A 21609-nucleotide genomic window follows, 5' to 3' on the forward strand; every position below is an offset into this window, starting at 1 on the left:
TCACGGCCCGGTGCTGGGGTCTCCCAGCGCCGGATCACCCAGGAAGGCCTCGTCCGTCAACGTGTCGAGGAAAGCCAGCAGGGCGGCCTTCTCCACGTCGCTCAGGGACAGGCCCGGCGCCCGCTGGCCATCCCCGCGCAGGGCGATGTCCAGGGTGGAGGAGGGCACCACGCCCCGGCGGTAGTGCTCCAACACCGCGTCCAGCGTGGCGAAGCGGCCATCGTGCATGTAGGGCGCCGAGCGCGTCACGTTGCGCAGCGTGGGCGTCTTGTAGCGTCCCGTGTCCTCGGGCTCGAGCGTGATGCGGCCCCGGCCCCGGGTCGCGTCATCCCCTTGGCCCCAGACGGAGTCCAGGCCATTGTTGTGATAGGCATTGTCCGTGAAGAGCTCCGTGTCGTGACACGGCGTGCACCGCGTCCGCACGAGCCCGTAGCCCGCCTGCTCCAGGGCACTCAGCTCGCCTCCGGGCTCGCCCCGCCGCCACGAGTCGTAGCGAGAGCGCGCCGACACCAGCGTGCGTTGGAACTGGGCGAGCGCCCGCAGCAACTGGCCGAGGGTGGGCCCACCGGGTCCGAACGCGGCCTCGAAGCGTTGGACGGCCTCGGGCGTGGAGGCCAGGCGGTCCATCAGCGCTTGGAGATCTCCCTGACCCATCTCATCCGGGTGGGTGAGGGGCCCGAGCGACAGCGACTCCAGGTTCTTCGAGCCGCCATCCCAGAAGAGGCCGTCCATCCAGGCGAGGTTGATGAGCGCGGGCGCATGACGGATGAGCGGGCGTCCACTCACGCCGGCCGTGGCGAGCGAGGCATCGAGCGAGAAGGCATGGGACTGGACGTGGCAGGAGGCACATGACACGCGCCCGTTGGCCGACAGCAGGGGCGAGTAGAACAGCCAGCGCCCCAGGGCCACGCCCTCGGGGATGGACGGGTTGTCCTGGGGCGCTGGCACGAAGGTGATGCCCAGGGGGAGGACGGGTCCCGGAGCGCCGCTACCCTCCGGGGGGGACACGGCCTCCGGACCCGGCCCACAGGCGCCGAGCAGGGCCAGCATCAGCTTGCATGCCGCGCTCCCGCGACGGCGCCCGGGGTGGCTCATCGGGTGGGGTTCTCCACCGACGACAGGGAGAAGCCGTTCGCGAAGTTGTCGGACAGGGTGGCGCGCTCCCCGCCGTTGCTGGCCCCGATCTCGGGGACGTGGAGGGGGTGGAGCCCGGTGAAGAGCCGGGCGGTGTCCAGGCGCAGGTTCACGATCAGGGCCTTCTGCGCGTTCACCGTGACAGGCGAGGCAAAGGCATGGCGCACGGTGCGGAAGTTGTCGTTGGTCCCCGTCTCCCAGCCGAACTCGGCGCTGCTCCCATCGGCCCTCACGTACTGGCCCTTCACCTTGGTGAAGATGTAGCTGGTGAACCACATCCAGGTTTCGTTGGCCATGTTCTTGAGGACGTGCAGCTCACCGGCCTGGCGGCTCAGGTTGTCATTGTAGGTGGGGTCCACGCCGACGCTGAAGCTGATGCCGGTGTAGCTGCCCGCGGGCACCACGGGCACCTGGACGCGCTCGCGGCGGTTGGCCGGCATCATGACGGGACCCGAGCCCGTTTCCGGTATGCCGAGCACCGGCTGCTCCTTGATGGCCTCGATGAGGTAGTAGCTGTCCGGCAGTGCCACCTGTGTTCCGTCCTGCTTCTGGAGCTTCACATTGGAGAGCCAGTAGCGCAGCTCGGTGAAGGAGATCTGCCCTTCGGGTGTGCTGTAGGGCGTATCCAGCGCGAGCGGCTGGCCGCCAAAGAACAGCGCGGCGTTCAGCTCGAGGCTGCCGTGGGTGGCGGCCAGCCGCGCCTGGAGTTGTCTCACCTGCTCGTTCGCCGCGTCCAGCTTGACGAGCACCCCCGCCCAGTCCTGGGTGGCCAGCAACTCCCGGGCCTCGGCGAGCTGTTGCCGGACGTCGGCCAGCTGCGCGGTCAGCTGCTCCTTTTCCTGCTGGGCCGTGGCCCCGTCCTGCTCGTACCGGGTGAGCTGGGCCTGCAGCTCGTCGATGGTGGACTGCATCCCGGCCAGCCGCTGTTCCAGCTCCTGGCGCTCACTCGTGGAGAGGGGAGGGGCGGGATTGTCCCCGCCGCACGCGGGAACCACCAGAACCGTCATCGCCGTCACGAGCAGGGCCCGGGCGTACCTGGAGGATGAAGACAAGAAAGAGGTCATGCTGGGGGAATACATGCTGCACCGCACGTGCGAGAATGCGGCGTGTTGACGCATGCCGGACGGGGCTGGATGTCTATTCCGCCCCGGGTCCGATTGAAATGTCTGTTTTTGAAGTGTTTGTCTGGGGCTACTTCTTCGTCAGCGTGTCGAGGGCGTTGCGCGCCTCGTTCTGACCGCAGTTCTTCGTGCCCACGCGAGGCGTCCGGCTCAGCTCCTCCAGCGCGGCCACCGCCTTCGCGTCGCCCAGACCCTCCAGGCGCCGCGCCGCGCTGGCCCGCACGGCGCAGTCCTTCGAGGCCAGGGCCTGGATGTACAGCTTCACGAGGTCGAGCCCGTCGGTGGACTGCATCGCCTCCAGGTAGCGCAGCGCGCCCCACTGCCTGGGCGAGAAGTCCTCCTCCGCCAGCTCCTCGAAGCGCTCCTTCACCTGCTCCTTGGACAGCGTCGCCATGAACTTGCGCAGGCTCTTGAGGTTCTCGTCCTCGCCGAAGTCCGCGGCGAGGCCGTCCAGGACGCCCTCGTCCAGGGACTCGCGCGCGGCCGCGTCCAGGGTGTTCAACGCCGAGAGCTCCTCGGTGTGCCGTTTCACCTCGTGCAGCGCCCGCGCGCGCACCTGCAGGACCCTCGCCTCCTTCTTCGTCTCCTTGGGCAGCTCCTCCAGCAGCTTCAAGGCCTCGTTGGCCTTGCCCTCGTCCAGGAGCTGTCGCGCCGCGTAGGTGGGCTCGTGGCGGCGCGCCCACTCGAACGTGCCCACGCCCAGCAGCACGAACACGCCGAGCCCCACGCCCACCGCGCGGCGGGGATGGGAGCGCACCCGGGCCCCGCTCTTCTGCACCACCGTCTTCGCCGCCCACACCACCGAGTCGCGCGCCGCCAGCACCGGCCGCATCGCGGTGTCCAACCGGTCCTTGAGCGGAGGCCTCATGGACACCTCGTCCTGGCCGCCGAAGGGCAGGCCCTCGCTGGCCCGGCGGCAGCGGTAGAGCGGCAGCGGCTCATTCGTGCCGGGCAGGGGCACGTCGCCGCACGTCTCACAGTCTCCCTCCACCCGCGTGCGCGCCAGGTTCACCGAGCCGGTGAAGACGACGTCGCCCGCCTCGGCCACCTGCTCCACCGCCTTGACCACCTCCACCGGCTCGCCAATCACCGTGTCGCGGGTGACGAGCACCTCGCCGGTGTGAAGACAGACGCGCACGGGCAGCTGCTCGTCCGGGCCGCACTGCTGGTTGTGCCGCCACAGCCGATCCTGCATGGCCATGCCGCAGAGCACCGCCTGGGTGGGTGAGGAGAAGACGACGAGCAGCGCGTCCCCGCGCTTCTGCACCAGCCGGCCGTTGTAGTCGCGCACCAGGGGCAGCAGCAGCCGATCATGCGTCTCCAGCATCCGTGCGTTCTGCTCGTGCGTCTGCCGCGAGGTGCGCTCGGTGTAGCCCTGGAGGTCCGTGAGCATCAACGTGAGGTTGCGCGTCTTGCCGGACGCGGCGCCCACGACGGTGACGAGCTGCGAGCCCGAGCTGGACGGCTCGGCCGACTCCGGCTTCGGCTCCTCGCGCGTGGCGTTCAGGGGAGAGGGCGAGGGGACGGTGAACGCGCGGGAGGGTGAGACGGCGCCCTCGGGCAACTGCCGGCCCGGCGTGGCGCGGGTGGGGGCCTGCGAGGTCGAACGGGCGTTGCGGGGCGCGGGTGACTCCGAAGGGGGCGGACCGCCGAAGGCGGAGGTCCCCGCGGGGGAGATCTCGGTCTGCTCCACCGTCACGGGCTCGGCGAAGGCGAGCGTGCCGCTCGAGGGCGGAGTCGAGGAGGGGATGGGGAAGCGCGAGATGCTGGGGAGCGGCGGGAAGGGGGTGCCCGAGGCCAACACCTGGGGGAAGGGCGTGGGGACGGCGGGGGCCGACATCGCGCCGAGCGCCTCCACCAGGGCGTGCGCGCTGGGCAGCCGCAACTGCGGATCCTTGCGCAGCAGTTGCATCACCAGCGCGACGAGCGGGGCATGTCCGGAGAGCGTGGGCGCCGCCTCGATGAGGGGCGTGGGCGAGGCCGAGGCGTGCTGGGCGACGTATTGGGTGGGGCTCGGGCCCGGGAAGGGGAGCTGGCCCGAGAGCATGCGGTAGGCGAGCGCGCCGAAGGAATACAGGTCGCTGCGCGCGTCCACCGGTGCTCCCACCGCCTGTTCGGGCGAGAGGTACTCCGGGGTGCCGACGACGAGGCCCACCTGGCTGAGGTTGCCCGCCTTGTCCGCCTCCATCAGGCGGGCGATGCCGAAGTCCAGCAGCCGGGCCTGTTCGCCGCGCGGCCCCCGGGTGAGCAGCACGTTCTCCGGTTTGATGTCGCGGTGGATGATGCCCCGGTCGTGGATGGCCGCGAGGCCCTCGGCGAGTTGGTGCAAGAGGGGCAGCGCGCGCGTGGGCGACAGGGCTCCCTGCTGAAGCACGTCGTAGAGGTTCTCCCCCTCGACGTACTCCATGACGATGCAGGCGCCGGCCGCCGTCTCGCCGTAGTCGATGACGCGCACCACGGCGGGGTGATCCACGGCCGACAGCATGCGCGCCTCGCGCTTGAAGCGCTCAATCATGCTCGGGTGCACCATCAGGTCCGAGTGCAGGACCTTGATCGCCACCCGGCGGCCCAGGGACACCTGTTCGCCGAGGTACACCTCGCCCATGCCCCCGGTGCCGAGCAGCTTGAGAACGCGGAAACGGTCATCGAGAACGAGGGATCCGGTGTTGATCACGGGCGCGCCATCTTCGCCGGAAACGCGGGGCGCGGGCAGGGGTCTTGTGGGGCCTTTGTCGGCCTCCCCGCCTGCCCTCCAGCCGACGGGATGATGACGCTGGCTTTTTCCGGGCTCCCCGTGAACTGGGAGTGAAGGCCCATCGCCATGGGTGGGGTTCCCGCCCGCCGGGCTCTCGTGCTACCCGGCTGAGCCCATGCCCTCCAGCCTCTTCCTCGCCCGCCTCGTTCCGAATCGTCCCGACTTCGCGATGTCCATGACCGCCGACGAGCAGGCCGCGATGCGCGCGCACGGCGAGTTCCTCCAGGGCCAGTTCGCGGCGGGCACGCTGGTGGTGGCGGGACCGGTGCTCGACCCCGCGGGCGTCTTCGGGATGGCCGTGTTCGAGGCGGAGTCGATCGACGAGGTCCGCCGCCTTCTCGAGCGGGATCCCGCCAGGGCGGTGGGGCGCTACGAGGTCTCGCCCATGGGCCCGAGCATCGTCCGACCGGCGCGTCCCGCTGGCTCCTGAGCCCAGAAGAAAACCACGCGGTGCCCGGAGTTGCGCCCGAAGCGGTAGGCCTGGAAGCGCCGTTGACGCACGCGGAGACCTGCGCCGTGTTGCTCGGGTCCGTCAGCAAGTCATGGCATTTCTGCGACGCCGCCAGGATGAGGTTGATGTTGTTCTGCGAGGCCATGTCGTACTGCTGGAGGCGTGTCTGCGGGCGGCGCGCGAGCTTGCGAAGAGGATCAACGCCGAGGTGACCGCGCTGGCCTGGGTCCTCAATACCCAGTCTTATGTGTGGCAGCTCAACCCAAACCCAGTCTTATGTATGGCAGCTCAACCCGAGCCTGGGCGCGGTGCTGGTGCCGAGCAGGTGCCGCGGACCCCGCGGCGGGGAAGGGTCTCCGCCGCGGGGCACCTCCTTCTCGCGCTCCTGGCCTGTTGGCGCGCTCGGGAACGTATGGGTTGAAAAATTTTGATTTCCCCGGTGCGTAAGCGCCCGGTTCGCGGGTGACGCGTGGAGTCAATCACTGCCGTCCTCGCGATGGCGCCACCTCGTGCTTGACGGACGAGGCTTGCTCCGTGCTAGTGTCCGGCCCCCGCGCACGTCGCCGCTTTTCGTTTCGACGTTTTATTTTACGTCCAAACCTTCCGCCGCTTCCAGCGGCAGTGGGTATGGGCGTGTCTTTGCGCTCGCGTTGGGCCCGGACGTGAGGGGGGAATCAATCCAGGGAAGATAAGTAACCCCTCTACAAACGGCCTCTTTTCCTCATATGCTCTTTGTCGCAGTCACTCCTCACCTCTCGTGAACAACAACCCGATGACGAACAAAGCTCTGCTCGCGGCCCTCTCCGCTACTTGTGTTGCTGTGACGGCCCATGCCGACCCGCTCCCCTTCACCTTCTCGGGCTACATGCGCGCCGGCACCGGAATCAACGTCCGAGGTGGCACGCAGGTGTGCATGGGCTTGCCGGGTGCCGACACCAAGTGGCGCCTGGGCAATGAATGTGACTACGTGATCGAGCCGACCTTCAACGCGCGGCTCATCTCGCATGAGGGCTCCGACTGGCATGTGCACTTCATGCCCGGCATCTATCGCGCGTGGGGTGGCAAGGAGTTTCAGACCTACAGCTCGCCGGGCGGAGCGGTCTTCCCGGACAGCGGTACGGACGAGCTCGTGGCGCGCTTTGGCCAGGTCTACGCCTACGGGACCAACATCGCGGCGCTCGGCAACGGCAAGGTCTGGGTGGGCCGGCGCTTCTACAACCGCCTGCAGACCGGTATCAACGACCAGTTCCTGGAAAACAACGATGGCGATGGCGCGGGCATCGAGGACATCGACGTGCGCGTGGGCAAGCTCAGCGTGGCCGCCATGCTCAACCCGCGCGGAGGCGTCAGCAACAACCGCATCGCCGTGCCCGTGCGCCTGACCAACATCCCCGTCATTCCCAATGGCGGACTGGCCCTGTACGTCACCCCGTCCATGCAGCTCAAGAGGGACATCCAGACGGACACCCCCAACCCCCAGGAAGCCAATGGGCTGGCCGTGGGCCTCTACCAGACCCTGAACGGCGTCCTGCTCGGTGGCAACACGCTCGTCGCCTTGAAGATGGACTGGCTCGGTACCACGCGCAACAGCCGGGTCCTGCTGCAGCAGTCCGCCAATCTTGGCATCACCGTCATCGAGGGTGTGGCCGAGTACCGCATCAACAAGTCCGCTGGCAACGCTGGCAACAAGTGGTTCGGCGTTGGCATGCGCGCCGACACGCGCGTCATCGGTCCCTTCCGCGTGCTGGCCGAGGTGGGTCATGACATGGTCAAGCCGGACAACGGTGGCCACACGCGCAACATGACCAAGTTCACCCTGGCGACGGCGGTGTCCGCGGGCCAGGAGGCGGGTTCCCGTCCGACGATCCGTCTGTTCGCCACGCACGCCATCTGGGACGAGGCGGCTCGTCTGGCCCTCGACCCGACCTCGCGCCTGGGTCAGGTCTTTGGCGACCAGCGGGCGGGCACCTCGGTGGGTCTCCAGGCCGAAGCCTGGTGGTGATGCGGTCCGGACGCGGCGCGCTCATCCGCCAACCGCGTCCGAGCCTGGTGGTCCTGGAGTTCGATGGCGGTCCATGGTCCGCCGCGCTCCTTCTCCCCTCGGTTCCCCCCCCTCGACGAAGGTGTCAGAGGATTCGTAAAGCGGCGGGGCCGAGCCATGTCCACATTCCCCGGGGCCGGGACATCCGGAAACGAGGAGGTAGTGCATGGAGAATTGGACGCTGGGTTATGGCTCGCTGCTGACGACGCTCGGTGTGGGCGGGTTCCTCGCGACGGGCGGACAACACAAGACGGCGCTCATCCCCGCGGGCTTCGGCACGGCGGCGCTCGGGCTGGGCCTGCTGTCGCGCCGGGCATCCTCTCGGCACTGGGTGCTGGGAGGCGCGGCGCTCGTCGGGCTGCTTGGCTTCCTGGGGGCCGCGCGAGGACTCCGCCAGCTCCCCGCCTTGCTGCGGGGGGAGAAGCTCGAGCGGCCCGCGGCCGTCATCTCCCAATCGGTGATGGCGGGGCTGTCGGCGGCGTACACGGTGCTCGGTGTTCGCGGCCTGCTGCGCGCGTAGGCCGGGCCTCCGCGGTGGGTCCCGGGCCTCTCTCCACGCGAGGCCTGGGACTCATCACTCATGCGGCCTCAGCCGGCGCGGACGGCGTGGAGGAAGCGGGCGTAGCCGAGCTCGGCGGCGTTCTTCGTGAGTTCGACATTGGCCCAGGCGACGACGTCGCCGAACGGACGGTCCCGCATGGGCCAGCGTGTCCGCTGGGTGGAGTGCAGGTCGTCGTCGGTGAGTTGCTCCAGCGCCGCGCGCCACCGTCCTCGCAGCCCGTCGAGCCACTCACGTACGCCATCGGCGGTGCCAGGCCACGTCACGTCCTCGCGGGAGAGCGTCCCGCCGCCGAAGGAGTGGTCGAGCACCATGGACCACCAGAAGCCGAGGTGCCACGTCAGCCACGCGATGCTCGCCGGACCGATGTCATAGTCCTCGCGCTCCGGCCAATCGGCGAGCCACCTTCCCTCGGGGCCTCGATGCACGTGCAAGCCCTTGGGCGCGGGGCGCCACAAGCACTCCTCGGTGGTCAGTCCATTGAGATGGTACTGGGTGAGGCTCCACGCCGTTTCGAACTGCCGCAACAGGTAGCCACGGACGTCGTTGGACATGGGGGGAGCATACCTTTTGGGTCCTTTGACGTCGTTTCGCAGGGGGGCCACACTGCTTCCGCATGAGCACCGCTCCCTCGTCCACCTCCCTCCAGAAGTCCCGCTTCACTCCGGACAGCGCGTCCTGCACGTGCTCCTGGGCTGCCGTACAAAGTGTCTGACACCTCGTACGGACACCTCGTACGGCGCCCCAGACCCACGAAGGGAGAGATTTCTTGAATACGAGTCGAGATGACGCTCCGGACATGGTCGCGGCGAAGTCCTCTCCTCCCACCGAGGCCCAGGACGTGACCGTCGAGGAGTTGCTCGAGGCCATCTCACGGATGACGGCCAGTGAACCCCACGTGCGTTGCCGCGAGGGCGGCGGGCCCCTCGCCCCGCTCGCCACGGCCCTCAACCGCCTGTCCAACCGGCTCTCGGCGGCCCCCGTCGGAACAGAGGACATCTTTGGTCCCCGGACGCTGGTCGCTCAATCACACTCCATCATGATCACCTGTGACACCGAGGCGCGCATCCGCTTCATCAACGCCACCTTCCCCGGCCTCTCCCCGGAGGACGTCATGGGAACGAGCCTCTATCGCTGGCTCATGCCCGACATCGTCGAGCCCACGCGCGAGCTCGTCCAGAGGGTGCTCACCACCGGCGAGTTCGCCAAGATCGAGAGCCAGGGCGTGAGCGACTTCGGCACCCCCTGGCTCTCGACCCAGCTGGGTCCCATCAAGGAGGGCGAGCGCATCGTCGGCTTCACGGCCATCAACACGGACATCACCGAGCTCAAGCACGCCCAGTTGCGCCTGGAGCGCTCCAACCACGAGTTGGAGCGCTTCGCCTATGTGGCCTCGCATGACCTGCATGAACCGCTGCGCAAGATCCAGAGCTTCGGCGAGCGCCTCGAGTCCACCTCCGCCGAGGGCCTCGGCTCCGAGGGCCGCGACTACCTCGAGCGCATGCTCAAGGCCGCGGTCCGCATGCGAGGCCTCATCGACGACCTGCTCGCCTACTCGCGCGTGTCCTCGACCCACCGCCCCTTCACCTCGGTGGACCTGGCCGCCATCGCGCGCGAGGTGCTCGAGGACCTGTCGGCGATGACCGAGCGCACCGGGGCGAGCGTCACGCTCGGGGAGTTGCCCGTGCTCGAGGCCGACCCCACCCAGATGCGCCAACTGCTGCAGAACCTGGTGGCCAACGCCCTGAAGTTCCACCGCGAGGGGGTGCCTCCCGTCGTCTCCGTGCGCGCCACGCTCGACCCGCGCCTCCAGCGCTGTGAGCTGCGCGTGGAGGACAACGGCATCGGCTTCGAGGAGAAGTACACCGAGCGCATCTTCAACGTCTTCCAGCGCCTGCACGGCCGCAGCCAGTATGAGGGCTCCGGCATTGGTCTGGCCATCTGCCGCAAGATCGCCGAGCGGCATGGCGGCACCATCGGCGCGCGCAGCACACCGGGCGAGGGCACTACCTTTCTCGTGTCCCTCCCGCTCCGGCAGCGCGCGGCCCCCTGACTCCCCCGCCACGGGGCCCCTACGAGGTGTCTGACACCTGGGCCCGCCGCTGCTCGAGCGCATGCGTCAGGAAGGCGCCGTGGTGATGGTGAAGTGGGATGGCGAGCGCACCGCGCCGGGTGACTCCGGCCCCTACACGGTCCTCGTGTCGGGGGCGCGGCTGGCGGGTGAACTCTTGAGAGCAGACACCCACTCGCTCGAAGAGGCGCTCGCGAGGGTCCTCTTCGAATATACCGTGCGGTTCTGGTTGACTGGAGGCGACTGAGACCATCCCATTCTCAGACGAGGCGCCATGGCCGCGGGTATTGGAATGAATTCGTTCAAGGAGTCCTCATGAAGAGCAAGCTCGTCGCTCCGCCGTTCGCCACCGAACTCGCCGCGCTCCTCCCGGCCCTGGAGGGGTATGTGCCGGTCAACATGACTCCCGACCGCTTGGAGCATTTCCGGGCGTTGAAGATGCCGACCATCGAGGAGCTCATCGGCGATCTGCCCGTCCAGTGCGTCGACTACACGATCCCCGGCTACCAGGGGGTCGACATCGTCGTCTCGGTGATCTCACGCAAGGACCACCACGAGCCCGGCCCCGGTATCTACAACATCCACGGGGGCGGCATGGTCATGTGCAACCGGTTCGCGGCGGTCCACCCGCTGGTGGACTGGGCCATGAAGCACGACGCGGTGGGCGTCACGGTCGAGTACCGTCTGGCTCCCGAGCACCCCCACCCGATCCCCGTCGAGGACTGTTATGCTGGCCTCGAATGGATGGCGAAGCATGCCGGGGAGCTGGGGTTCGATCCCGACCGTCTGGTCATCTTCGGCGGCAGCGGAGGCGGCGGGCTCGCGGCGGGCAGCACGTTGCTGGCGCGCGACCGCAAGGGACCGAAGCTGGCCGGACAGTTGCTCCAGTGCCCGATGATCGATGACCGCAACGAGACGGTCTCCTCCTACCAGTACCAGGGCACCGGCGTCTGGGACCGCACCAGCAACCTGACCGCCTGGACGGCGGTGCTCGGCGACCGGCGGGGCACCGACAGCGTGTCTCCCTACGCCGCGCCCGCTCGCGCCACGGACCTGAGCGGTCTGCCGCCCACGTTCATCGACGTCGGTGCCGCCGAGGTGTTCCGTGACGAGGCCGTGGCCTACGCCAGCGCCATCTGGGCCGCGGGGGGCAACTGCGAACTCCACGTCTGGGGCGGCGCCTTCCACGGGTTCTACGACATCGCACCCCAGTCAAAACTCGCCCAGGCCTGCATCGCCGCGCGCGAGGCCTGGCTCACACGTCTTCTGGCCCGCTGAGGGGCCAGCCGGACCGGGTGTCCCGGACCGGGTGTCAGACGACTCGCTGCCGCCCCAACACCAGCAGCAGGAGGATCGCCAGGGTCGAGGGGGCCGCTCCCGACGTCGTGCATCCACGGCCCGTGTCCGGTGTGGGGCCCCCATCCTCGCCCGGCGAGCCCGGGACGCCGGGAGTCGTCTCACCATCGGTTCAAGGGGAGGGAAGCGTGCCGTACTCGAACGCACCCACCTCCCATGCCCCGTCCAGGCGCTGGCGCGGTTCACCGCCCAGGGGGTGGACGTATTGGAACTGGGGCGCCAGGGACTGCGTTCCGTCCGTCCCCGGGTCCGTCCCCGCGTTGATGGCGGGGGAGCCCGCCTTCAAGTGGTAATCGAAGCTCGCCGGGTTCACGAAGCCCGACTTGTCCGTGTCCAGATTGGACGTCTGCGTCGCCGTGCCGCTGATGCGCGTGCCCACGCCGATGAACAGGTTGTTGATGATCCGTGCCGTCGGAGAGCCGACGATACGCACGAAGGTTCCTCCCGCCGTGCGGTCATTCACGAAGGTGTTGTTGATGATGGACAGCGCTTGCTCGGGGTTGGTCGTCCCCTCGGCTCCGAACGACACGAGGGTCGAGTTCTCCGCCGTCGTCCCCTGTTGAATCAGGTTGCCCACCACCTCCACCCGTCCGCCGTTGGGGAACTCGATTTCGTAGCTGGGATTGCCCTCCTCGCTGGTCAGCCGGTTGTACAGGATGGAGGTTCTGTACGCCCGGCTCTTCACCAGGTGCCCGACCCGCGCCCCTTGTGAGTAGCTGAAGCGCAACGTGAAGCTGCGCACCCGGTTGATGTACATGTTGTGCGACTGGCCATCGCCCGCGCCGTTGCGCGCGAACCACGAGGACTCGATGAGGATGTCACTGTCGGCCTTGTCGCCCGCGAGCACCCCGTTCTGGTTGTCATGGAAGTAACAGTTGCGCACCGTGAGGCCCGCGCCCTCCTGCCGGATGCCCGCCCCGTTCTTGTCGGGAACGCTCGCTCCGGAGAACTCGATGTTCTCCACCGTCGTGCCGCTGCCCTGGATGACCCAGATGGCCTTGCGGTTGGCGAGCGTGAGACCCGCCGCGTCGAGACGCGCCCGCTCCGCTCCCACGCCGCGAATCGTCAGTCGATTGGCCTTCCAGATGGCCTCGTCCCGATAGACGCCCGCGGAGATCTCGATGACGTCTCCATCACGGGCGGCGGCGGCCGCGGCGCTCGGCGTGGCATGGGTCTTCCCCGGTCCGACCGTGAGCGTGGCGGCGCTCGCGACGGCGGGCATCAGCAGACAGAAGAGAAGGGGGCCTCGGGCAATCGAGATGTCGATCATGGGGGAACGCACATTGCCAGTTTTCCCCTCTCCCTGTCGATGCGCGTCCAGACGTGTCGGGCCTCGAGCGAAGAGCGCAGTGCCGCTCCCCCTTGAACCCTCTGGCGGCCTTGTCGGCAACTGCACATGTCCACTCCTACCTCTCACACGGGCGGCTGCCATTGCGGCGCTGTGCGTTACCGTGTCGGGTTCGACTGGGCTTGCTCTCCAGTGCGAAGGGAATGATCCAAAATGAATAAAGTGCTCCGAAGTCCTTTGGGGATGTTGTTCGCGTGCGGCTTGTTCGTCTCCAGCGGGTGCGTCAGCAAGAGCGCTGCCCCCTCTTCCGCGAACCTCCTCGAGTTCCTGGCGGTCTCGCCCTCGGCGGAGTCGGTCGACTACGTCAAGGAGAAGACCCAGTTTCAGCTCCACACGCTGACCACCGAGCAGCGCCACCCGCGCACCTGGACGCTGAGCGACAAGGTCAGCACGGATCTCCCCGCCGGTCTCGACATGCTGTTCTCCGTGGACGAGGACGTCGCGACCCGGCTCGCCGCGCTTTCGAAGGACCCCGGGCCCGTGCGCACGCTCTCGGCGGCGATCGAGAAGGCGCTACTGGAGCGCCACAACATCTATGTCTACGGGACCGGCGCCACGGGCCGACTCGCCAAGCAGATGGAGAGCGCCTTCTGGCGCCCGTACTGGCGTCGCGTCGACAACGCGATCAAGTCCAAGCTCGAGGCGGAACTCGGCGGTGGGCTGGAGGAGAAGCTGATCGGCGAGATGACCGGCGCCGATCGCGCCCTCATCAGCTCGCTGGAGGGCTTCGAGGATTTGCAGCTCATCGGCCGGCTCCAGTTGAAGGAGCGCGGGATCGTCAAGGGCGACGTGGTGATCGAGGTCACCGAGGGGGGCGAGACCTCCGCGGGCATCGGCACCGTCCTCGGCGCCCATGATCAATGGAAGGAGGCCGCGGGTTACGACGCGGCCGAAGCCAGCAAGCACCTCTTCTTCGTCTACAACAACCCGGACGAGGTCCTGCTGCCGTTCGAGCGGAGCCGGTCGGTCATCCAGGAGGCGGGGATCACCAAGATCAACCTGACGACCGGTCCGCAGGCCATCACCGGCTCCACGCGGATGCAGGCGACCACCATCGAGACGTTCGTCCTGGCCCATGCCGTCGAGGACGCGCTCGGCCGCATCTTCAAGGGACTCGTCGCCAGGCAGGTCCTCACCGCCGACGAGCTGAGCCGACTCGGCTTCGCGGAGGACGTGACGCTCGAGCAACGCCTCTCGCGGTTCGCGACCGTGCTCGCCGAGGTCAAGAAGGCCGTCCCCGAGCTCGCCAGGCTCACGCAGCTGGAATCGGACACCTACATGGCCGGTCACTTCTCCACGTACTTCGCGAACGCCGGACTGATCACCACCTTCACCGACGGCACCGAGCGCAGCCCGACCTTCCGTCTCTTCCCGCTGGATACGGTCAACGAGCCCGCGCGCAAGGCGCTGTTCCAGGTCTGGACGTCCGCGAAGGATCGCCAGGCCGCGTGGCAGACCTTCCTCGGGCGTCCGTTCCGCGGGCTCCAGGCGGATCTCTACCGCGAGCCGTTCTCGACCCAGATCCAGGACGAGTACCTCCGCAAGGCCGCGCTCGCGAGCCTGAACAACGCGGGCAACGAGCAGCAGGACCTCTACGACTTCTCGTTCTCCGACGCGAACGTCCAGCGGGTCGGGCCGAAGGCCGACGATCTCGGCGTGATGATCGCCCTCGACACGGAGGCCGCGCTCCTCGGTGATGCGTCGTCGGACTACGATCGCTTCGCCGCCTTGTTCCAGGCTCGAGGCGCCAGGCTGGGGCTCGTCCTCGTCGGCAGCGGACCTACGCCGACCTGGCGGGGCTCCGCTTCCGGTGCTCCGTTCATCCACCTCCAGATCGCGAACACGGCCGATCCGTTCGGCGTGGACCAGCAGATCTCGCTGAAGATCCTGCTCAACGCGCACTCCACCGCCGTCATGGGACGGATGGGCAAGATTGTCGGCAACACCATGACCAACGTCAGCCCGACGAACCTCAAGCTGATTGGACGCGCGACCTACCTGATCCAACTGCACGTCAATGACGTGCTCGCGGGAGAGGCGTGGAAGAAGCTGCACGGCGAGCGCGAACCCATCACCTATGCCGAGGCCAACGCGGTCCTCTTCCATGTGATCCCCTTCGTCGCCGAGAAGAAGGCGCAGGGTGACGAGGCCGCCGCCGAAGTCGCCGTGTCGATCGTGCGCATCCTCGAGTCGCTGCGGCGCAACCGAAGCGTCACCCTCGATGAATCGCTCGAGCAGCTCAGGGGCGGTGGCCTGAACGCGTACCTCGCGTCCGCGCGAGAGCACTAGGGTCCCGGCCGTTCGGCATACGGTGGCGCTCGTTGAGGCGCGTTCGAACTCGGGTCACCGGCGGCGAAAGAAAGTGTGAGGGCGGTGAGACACCGGCCCGTTTCGCTACCGGGAGAGGACCCATGACGTACGTTCACTGGCGCTGGCGTGTCGCCACCACCCAGCGGGAGCTCGATGACGTGGCTCGCATCCGCTGGGCTGTCTTTGGCGGAGAGATGGGACTGCTGTCCGAGCAGTCGGCGGTGTCGAGGCGGGAGATGACCTGCATCGACACGCTCGACACCACGGTGCAACTGCTCGTCCATGCCGGCGCCGAGCCGGTGGCGACCATGAGGGTGGCGCTGCCCAACGCGGAGGTGGCGGCGAGCCTGGGCGGGGCGGTGGGGCTCGAGATGGCGCAGCGGGTGGACCTCTCGGGGTTGATCCGTCCGGGGAGGGTGTTCGCGGAGCCCTCGCGCTTCTGCGTGCTGCCGAAGTGGCGGCGCACGGAGGCCGTCACGTGGCTGCAGGCGGCCATGTACGCGGAGAGCCTGCGGCGCGGGGTGACACACTGGATCGCGTCCGCGAACCTGGAGACGGACTCGCCCGAGGACGCGCTGCTGTCGTGGCGGGTGGCGGCCAGCCGGGGATGGTTGAGCCCGCACTGGCGGGTGGACGTGCCCGACCCGTGGCAGGCCCCGGTGCATCCCCGCAACCCCTTCTACACGCCGGAGGAGCGGGCGAGGGCGGAGCAGGGGCTGCTGGACGGGCTGCGGGTGCCCAGGTCGCCCTCGCTCTTCGCCAGGACGATGGGGGCGCGCTTCATCGCGGAGCCGCTCTACGACGCGTACTTCCAGTGGTTCACGCTGCCGCTCGTCATGGCGCTGGATGAGATCCCGGCGGACAGCCTGGCGCGCTTCCACGCGCTGGAGAACGGCGTGAGCCCCGCTTCCTAGGCCCGGGGCGGTTCCTTCTTTCCCTTCACCTTCAACACGCGGCAGCCGGGAGCCCGACGGGACCCGGACAGGAGACGTACGTGCAAACACAGACAGAGAACCAGGCGGAGACGCAGTGGGTGGCGGCATTGGACGCGGAGGCGCGAGGGCTGGTGGCGGCGGTGGATGCGCAGCCCGATGCCAGCCGCCTCCTCGACGGCACCCTCGACCAGGCGGGCTACATCCACTATCTCATCCAGACGTATCACTACGCCCGCTGGAGCACGCCGATCCTCGCCGAGGCGGGCCACCGGCTGAAGCGGTTGGGACAGCACCCGGAGCTGGCGGAGTTGTTGATCCAGAAGGGGGAGGAGGAGCGGGGGCACGAGCGGTGGTTGCTGGCGGACCTGAAGAACCTGGGGTGCCCGGCGACGCAGGTGGAGGCGGCGGCGCGGAGCCCGGCGGTGGATGCCTACACGGGGTGGAACTTCTTCACGTCGCGCGCGGGCGTGCCGGCGTCGGTGCTGGGGACCGCGTACGTGTTGGAGTACCTGTCGCAGACGCGGGCGGGCGTGTGGGCGGAGCGGCTGCGGGCGGTGGCCGCCATTCCCAACATCCACAAGTCGGTGACGTTCCTGCGCAACCATGGAGCGCTGGACGGGGACCACGTGGCGGAGATGGCGCGCATCCTGGGACGGCTGACGGACCCGGAGGAACAGGCGGCGATCCTCTTCTCGGCCCGGGTCGCACGAATCGTCTACCCGTGCATCTTCCGTGAGGGCGGCGCCTCCAGCCACCCTCTCGCGAGGTAGAGACAGCCGCACGTCAGAGGGGAGAGCCTCCCGTTCGAGCCCTGGCCCGGGAGGCGTCTTCCCTTGCATTCCACTTTCTCAGACAGGCTTGTTGAGACGGGCGGCCTGGTAGAGAAGGTCCGCGCGGCTGTCGATGCCCAGCTTGGCGAGGAGGTTTCGCACGTGGGTCTTCACCGTGAGAAAGGACAGATCGAGCTCAATGGCGATCTGCTCGTTGGTCCAGTTGCGGAGCAGGCACGTCGCGATGGTGACCTCGCGGGGGGTGAGCTTGCGCTTCATCTCCGCGGGGAGCGGGATGGAGATGGGAATTTCGTGCATCAGGAGGGCCCATTTCCGGGGGCCATCGGGGGCGGGCAGTTCGATGAACCGGACCGTGCGATAGCCATCGGCGTGGAGGGAGACCCAGACGTTCTTGTCGAGCCGCGCATCTGGGGCCATGTCAACCAGGGCGTCCAGCCGCTCCTTGAGTGGGAGGGGGAGGCCGGAGGAGTGGAGGTCGGAAGGGGTGAACCACCTCTCCAGGAGGACGGCGGCGTGAGGAGAGCGCAGCACCTCGTGGTGGGGAGGCTCCACGACGAGGAAGGCGGTATCCGGGCGACGGTAGAGCTCTTCGAGGAGATTCGTGCCGATGGTGATGTCCTGGACGTGGCCGCAGTTGCGGATGGAGTTCATCAGGTGCGCGGTGAAGCTGGCGAGGACGGCGGCGTTCTGGGAGGAGTAGGCGCGTGGTCGGTGTCGGTAGAGCGCGAAGGCGCCGAAGGAGCCGGGGCGGATGGGAAGGAGGACGGCCATGATGTGCTCGAAGCGCGGCTCCAGCTCCCGGCTGCGTTGGTAGATGAGGGTTCGTTCATACTCCTTGCGGGAGAGAAGCTCCGAACTGCGGATGACCGTCTGGGGCCGGGCGAAGATGGGCGCCCGGAGGAAATCGTGGTCGATCAGGCCGGCATACTCCTCGAGGATGGGGATGCGATGGCCCGGGACGAGCCATTTGAAGTGGAGCGAATGCGTGACGTCCATGAGGCACAGGGCCATGGCGTCGGCCTGCGCGAGCTCGAGGAGGTGCGGGCGAACGGCTTCGAGCGCCTGGGGGAGGGACAGCGAGCTGTTGAGGGCCGCGAGGGCCGTCTCCCTGAGCATGAGTTTATCGGCATTGAGTTTCATTGCACTGAACATCCACCCTCCCGGGTCAGGCCATCCTGTGGGGTTGTATGTGACGACCTACCATCCATAGCCACGACTTGAAGACCTGGCTCTTACTCTGCAGAGGTATTGACCGGGCAGGGGCGCATCTCCAACAGGTGATGTGCATGCCTACCCACCTTTCCTCCAGAAGGGCACCGGTCTACCAGGCCGTCACGGCTGAAAGCTCGCGGAGGCGGACCTAGCGTTGAGGTGTGCCAGATTGGTTCCACGCCCCGGATTTCTGGATCGCGCGGCTTGTCCTCCAGCGCGGCCTGGGGCTCGCCTACCTGATTGCCTTCCTGGTCGCGCTGGAGCAGTTCCGCCCATTGCTCGGTGAGCGGGGTCTGCTTCCCGTGCCGCGGTTCATCGCCAGGGTTCGCTTCCGCGACGCGCCCAGCCTGTTTCACTTCCGCTACTCTGATCGCCTGCTGGTCGTCGTCGCGCTCGCGGGCATCCTCGTGTCGCTCACGATCGTCCTGGGGCTGCCGGATGCCTGGCCGGTGCCGCTCACGATGGCGGCGTGGCTCGTGCTCTGGGCGCTCTACCTCTCCATCGTCAATGTCGGACAGACGTTCTACGCCTTCGGCTGGGAATCGCTGCTCCTCGAGGCGGGCTTCCTCGCCGCGTTCCTCGGCCCGGCTTGGAGCGCGGTGCCCGCGCCGATCCTCTGGCTGTTCCGGTGGCTGCTGTTCCGCGTGGAGTTCGGGGCCGGGCTCATCAAGATGCGGGGTGACCCCTGCTGGCGTGATCTCACCTGCCTCCACTACCACCATGAGACGCAGCCGATGCCGAACCCTCTCTCCTGGTACTTTCACCACCTGCCCGGGCCACTGCACCGGCTCGAGGTTCTCGGCAGCCACTTCGTCCAGCTCGTCGCGCCGCTCCTGCTTTTCTTCCCGCAGCCGATCGCCTCCTTCGCGGGGCTGGTGATTGTCATCACTCAGGCCTGGCTCATGCTGAGCGGTAACTTCTCGTGGCTCAACGTCGTGACCCTCGTGCTCGCCGCCTCGGCGTTCGACGATGCCGCACTCGCACGCGTTCTACCCCTCGAGAGGGCCGGCACCACGGTGGTGGCCTGGCACGACGGTCTGGTCATCGCGGTCACCGCGCTCGTCGTCGTGCTCTCGTACCGTCCCGCGCGCAACCTCTTCTCGCGGGAGCAGATCATGAACGCCAGCTTCGATCCACTCCACCTCGTGAACACGTACGGTGCCTTTGGCAGTATCACGCGCGAGCGCTACGAGATCGTTCTCGAGGGCACCCACGACGAGCGTCTCACGCCGGACACGGAGTGGCGTGAATATGAATTCCGAGGCAAGCCGACCGATCCGAAGCGGCGCCCGTCACAATGGGCGCCGTACCACCTGCGGCTCGATTGGCTCATGTGGTTCGCCGCGCTGTCGCCACGGTATGCGCCCAGGTGGTTCCCGCCGTTCGTGGAGAAACTCCTGGAGAACGACCCGGCGACCCTCCGCCTGTTGAGGCACAACCCCTTCGCGGATCGCCCGCCGCGCGCGATCCGTGCGGTCCTGTACCGCTACCGCTTCACGACCTGGAAGGAGCGGCGCGACACGGGCGCGTGGTGGACGCGCACGCGCCTGGGCGAGTACCTCCCGCCCATGGCGCTCAGCGGCGAGGACCAGGACTGGGTGTCAGACGATTCGTAGGGGAAGAGGTGTCGGAACGAGTTCTTTGACACCTTCCCGGAGACTCACTTCTGCACGGGCGTCGCCGCATGGGTTTTAGGAGGCTCCGCCGGAGCGGAAGGCGGAGGCGGCGCGGGTGGAGGGGGCGGCGCCCCGATGGGAGTGGCCGCATGGGTTTTAGGAGGCTCCGCCGGAGAGGGAGGCGTTGCCGGCGCCACCGTGGGAGGCGGAGGGTGCACCACCGGAGGCGGCTGGATGGGCTCGGGCCGGGAGGGCTCCGTGATGGGCGTCGCCGCATGGTCCGGAGACGCGAAAGGCGTTGGCTCGCGGTCCCCGCTCCGCCACGAGGGAGATGACTCACGCGGCACGGGAGGCGCGAGGCGCCCCTGCGACCGGGAGCGAGGCGGGCCGCCGCGGTGCACCTGTCCAGAAGGCGGCTGGGGTGCCTCTCCCGGGCGGGGAGGACGCATCGTCGTGCGCGGGACGGAAACGCCCGTGGCCTCATGTACTCGCGAGGGATCCGGACCCTGGTTCCAAGGGCCGCCCGAACGGGAACCCCGGTCCTGGATCGGCGAGGCGTGATGGTACGCCCTCTGCGCGCGCTCCCTCGGCAGCCGGTAGATATAGACGTTGGGCTGGATGAAGTCCCGCTCGCTCACGAAGGTCCAGGAGGGCTCCACGGCGAGGCCCGGAGGCGGGAGGGGAGCCCAGCCGATGTGGCCATCGCCCGAGCGCCAATCCACCCAGGCGGGAGCCCAGTCCGTGTCGGGCACCCAGACCCAGCCGTATTCAGACGACAGGAACCAGCGCCCGTAGTGGAACGGCGCCCAGCCCCAGTCCCACTGGGACACGAAGGTCCAGCCCTCGTCGCTGTACACCCACTGGCCGCCCGTGGCGTAGGGGACGAAGTCCGGGCCCACCACCGAAGGGGACGGTTGCCAGACCAGCCCCACGCCGGGGAGGGCGAGCCACTGCCCGTACGGCGCGAGCTCGTCGATGAAGGACTCCGTGCCGCTCATGCTCATGCCCGAGGGACTCGTGCGCGGGGAGACCGCCTCGGCCTCCGGGGTGATGCAGCCGGAGTTCACGGAGGGCAGGCCGCAGAGGCCGCTCACCGCGAGTAGCCAGGTGAGGGGTTTCCTGTGCGGGCGCATGGACAGGCTCCTGGTGCGATGGTCTCCACTTCAAAGTGTGTACGGTGGGGTGGGCCAGGGATGGATGCGCGCCCTGTCTTCGAGCGCCGGATGCAACCCAGGCAGGAGGCCTGTTGAGGGAGTGGGCTGGTGTGGAGAGGTCGAGGCGGGCCGCTGAAGGCGGCCGGCCGAGTGGTGCGTCAGGCCGGTGGAGAGGCCGCGCAGTCCCCTTGGGGGACGCGAACCGGGACCTCATTCGCCAGCTTGCTCGAATCACAAGCAAGCTGGTGAGCCTCACACCGCGTCAAGCTTCAGCCCCGGCGGGAACAAGGTTCACGGCTTGATTCATGAGAGCGGTTAAAGTATGTTTTACCCACTTGCGCGGGCCTCCTCTTCCGTGGGAGCCAGCCCTCAGGTGCCGCCACGCGAGCACCCTCCAGCGCATACGTGAAAGAACTCCCATGAATCGTCGCATCATCATCGCGTCCCTGATGGCTGTCGTTGCACTCAGCACGGGCTGTGGCCCCCTCGATGAGCAGAATGCTCCTCCCTCGGAGCAGCAGAAGACCGAGGCCAATGTCCCCTCGTTCAAGGAGGCCATTCAGGGCGTGAACGGGAATGGGGATTGCTGCAAGGCGTGGTGCAACAATGGTGCGGCCTGGCTCCGCATCGGGAACAAGGAGAAGACCCAGGGCTGCGCCGAGTGGGCCGACGATGCGTGCCGTCGCCGCGGCTACTACCTGAACGATGCCGTGTGGGGCAGTTGCAACGAGTCTGGCGTGCTCTGGCTGTAATAC

Annotated in this window: 18 protein-coding genes; 11 read left to right on the forward strand and 7 right to left on the reverse strand. The window is 68.0% G+C overall.

The window, feature by feature from the left end; translation table 11 throughout:
• The 3 genes from D187_RS21595 to D187_RS58820 form a co-directional block, all read right to left on the reverse strand.
• Positions 1 to 1095 (reverse strand): cytochrome-c peroxidase, encoded by a 1095-nt coding sequence (locus tag D187_RS21595; RefSeq protein WP_155893491.1) that lies wholly within the window; start codon positions 1093 to 1095, stop codon positions 1 to 3.
• Positions 1092 to 2198, reverse strand: a complete 1107-nt coding sequence (locus tag D187_RS21600; RefSeq protein WP_002622713.1) for an MbnP family protein — start codon at positions 2196 to 2198, stop codon at positions 1092 to 1094. Before D187_RS21600 ends, D187_RS21595 begins: the two co-directional genes overlap by 4 nt.
• Positions 2199 to 2325: 127 nt before the next feature.
• Positions 2326 to 4929 carry a protein kinase domain-containing protein gene (locus D187_RS58820; RefSeq protein ID WP_002622714.1) on the reverse strand — a complete coding sequence of 868 codons (2604 nt, stop codon included), beginning with the start codon at positions 4927 to 4929 and terminating at the stop codon, positions 2326 to 2328.
• Positions 4930 to 5125: 196 nt separating this feature from the next.
• Here D187_RS58820 and D187_RS21610 point away from each other — a divergent pair, with 196 nt between their 5' ends.
• The 3 genes from D187_RS21610 (at position 5126) to D187_RS21620 (ending at position 8022) form a co-directional block, all read left to right on the forward strand.
• A complete protein-coding gene (locus D187_RS21610) occupies positions 5126 to 5440 on the forward strand; it encodes a YciI family protein (protein WP_002622715.1) in 315 nt (104 codons plus the stop codon).
• Between the two features lie 793 nt (positions 5441 to 6233).
• Positions 6234 to 7463, forward strand: coding sequence for a carbohydrate porin (locus D187_RS21615; protein ID WP_081713790.1), 1230 nt, complete (start codon positions 6234 to 6236; stop codon positions 7461 to 7463).
• Positions 7464 to 7668: 205 nt separating this feature from the next.
• Positions 7669 to 8022 carry a hypothetical protein gene (locus D187_RS21620; protein ID WP_002622717.1) on the forward strand — a complete coding sequence of 118 codons (354 nt, stop codon included), beginning with the start codon at positions 7669 to 7671 and terminating at the stop codon, positions 8020 to 8022.
• A gap of 68 nt (positions 8023 to 8090) precedes the next feature.
• On the opposite strand, the gene D187_RS21625 is transcribed toward D187_RS21620, so the two are convergent.
• Positions 8091 to 8615 (reverse strand): DinB family protein, encoded by a 525-nt coding sequence (locus tag D187_RS21625; RefSeq protein ID WP_002622718.1) that lies wholly within the window; start codon positions 8613 to 8615, stop codon positions 8091 to 8093.
• Positions 8616 to 8830: 215 nt separating this feature from the next.
• On the opposite strand from D187_RS21625, the gene D187_RS21630 reads away from it, so the two are divergent.
• The 3 genes from D187_RS21630 to D187_RS21640 all read left to right on the forward strand — a co-directional run bounded on the left by D187_RS21630 (position 8831) and on the right by D187_RS21640 (position 11410).
• The gene (locus D187_RS21630; protein ID WP_002622719.1) at positions 8831 to 10114 is read left to right on the forward strand and encodes a PAS domain-containing sensor histidine kinase; all 1284 of its coding nucleotides are present in this window, start codon (positions 8831 to 8833) and stop codon (positions 10112 to 10114) included.
• A 61-nt stretch (positions 10115 to 10175) separates the two neighbouring features.
• Complete coding sequence (locus tag D187_RS21635) at positions 10176 to 10379, forward strand: hypothetical protein (RefSeq protein WP_043430939.1); 204 nt, start codon at positions 10176 to 10178, stop codon at positions 10377 to 10379.
• A 68-nt stretch (positions 10380 to 10447) separates the two neighbouring features.
• Positions 10448 to 11410: an alpha/beta hydrolase gene (locus D187_RS21640; protein WP_002622721.1), complete on the forward strand. Its 963-nt coding sequence runs from the start codon at positions 10448 to 10450 to the stop codon at positions 11408 to 11410.
• A gap of 190 nt (positions 11411 to 11600) precedes the next feature.
• On the opposite strand, the gene D187_RS21645 is transcribed toward D187_RS21640, so the two are convergent.
• Positions 11601 to 12758 (reverse strand): right-handed parallel beta-helix repeat-containing protein, encoded by a 1158-nt coding sequence (locus tag D187_RS21645; protein WP_002622722.1) that lies wholly within the window; start codon positions 12756 to 12758, stop codon positions 11601 to 11603.
• Between the two features lie 261 nt (positions 12759 to 13019).
• On the opposite strand from D187_RS21645, the gene D187_RS21650 reads away from it, so the two are divergent.
• The 3 genes from D187_RS21650 to D187_RS21660 all read left to right on the forward strand — a co-directional run bounded on the left by D187_RS21650 (position 13020) and on the right by D187_RS21660 (position 16851).
• Entirely contained in the window at positions 13020 to 15125 is a 2106-nt protein-coding gene (locus D187_RS21650) for an N-acetylmuramic acid 6-phosphate etherase family protein (protein WP_155893492.1), read from the forward strand.
• 122 nt (positions 15126 to 15247) lie between these two features.
• On the forward strand, positions 15248 to 16060 hold the full coding sequence (locus D187_RS21655; RefSeq protein WP_002622724.1) for an N-acyl amino acid synthase FeeM domain-containing protein: 813 nt from the start codon (positions 15248 to 15250) through the stop codon (positions 16058 to 16060).
• Positions 16061 to 16140: 80 nt separating this feature from the next.
• Positions 16141 to 16851 (forward strand): iron-containing redox enzyme family protein, encoded by a 711-nt coding sequence (locus D187_RS21660; protein ID WP_002622725.1) that lies wholly within the window; start codon positions 16141 to 16143, stop codon positions 16849 to 16851.
• A gap of 78 nt (positions 16852 to 16929) precedes the next feature.
• On the opposite strand, the gene D187_RS21665 is transcribed toward D187_RS21660, so the two are convergent.
• Complete coding sequence (locus D187_RS21665) at positions 16930 to 18012, reverse strand: helix-turn-helix transcriptional regulator (protein ID WP_245591780.1); 1083 nt, start codon at positions 18010 to 18012, stop codon at positions 16930 to 16932.
• 233 nt (positions 18013 to 18245) lie between these two features.
• Here D187_RS21665 and D187_RS21670 point away from each other — a divergent pair, with 233 nt between their 5' ends.
• The gene (locus tag D187_RS21670) at positions 18246 to 19700 is read left to right on the forward strand and encodes a lipase maturation factor family protein (RefSeq protein ID WP_002622727.1); all 1455 of its coding nucleotides are present in this window, start codon (positions 18246 to 18248) and stop codon (positions 19698 to 19700) included.
• 44 nt (positions 19701 to 19744) lie between these two features.
• Here the strand turns inward: D187_RS21670 and D187_RS50200 are convergent, their stop codons facing one another.
• Positions 19745 to 20833, reverse strand: a complete 1089-nt coding sequence (locus D187_RS50200; protein WP_002622728.1) for a DUF6600 domain-containing protein — start codon at positions 20831 to 20833, stop codon at positions 19745 to 19747.
• Positions 20834 to 21273: 440 nt separating this feature from the next.
• Between D187_RS50200 and D187_RS21680 the strand changes: the two genes are divergently transcribed.
• Positions 21274 to 21606, forward strand: a complete 333-nt coding sequence (locus tag D187_RS21680; protein WP_002622729.1) for a hypothetical protein — start codon at positions 21274 to 21276, stop codon at positions 21604 to 21606.
• The last annotated feature ends 3 nt before the right edge of the window (positions 21607 to 21609 follow it).

The sequence above is a fragment of the Cystobacter fuscus DSM 2262 genome (assembly GCF_000335475.2).
Classification (GTDB): domain Bacteria; phylum Myxococcota; class Myxococcia; order Myxococcales; family Myxococcaceae; genus Cystobacter; species Cystobacter fuscus.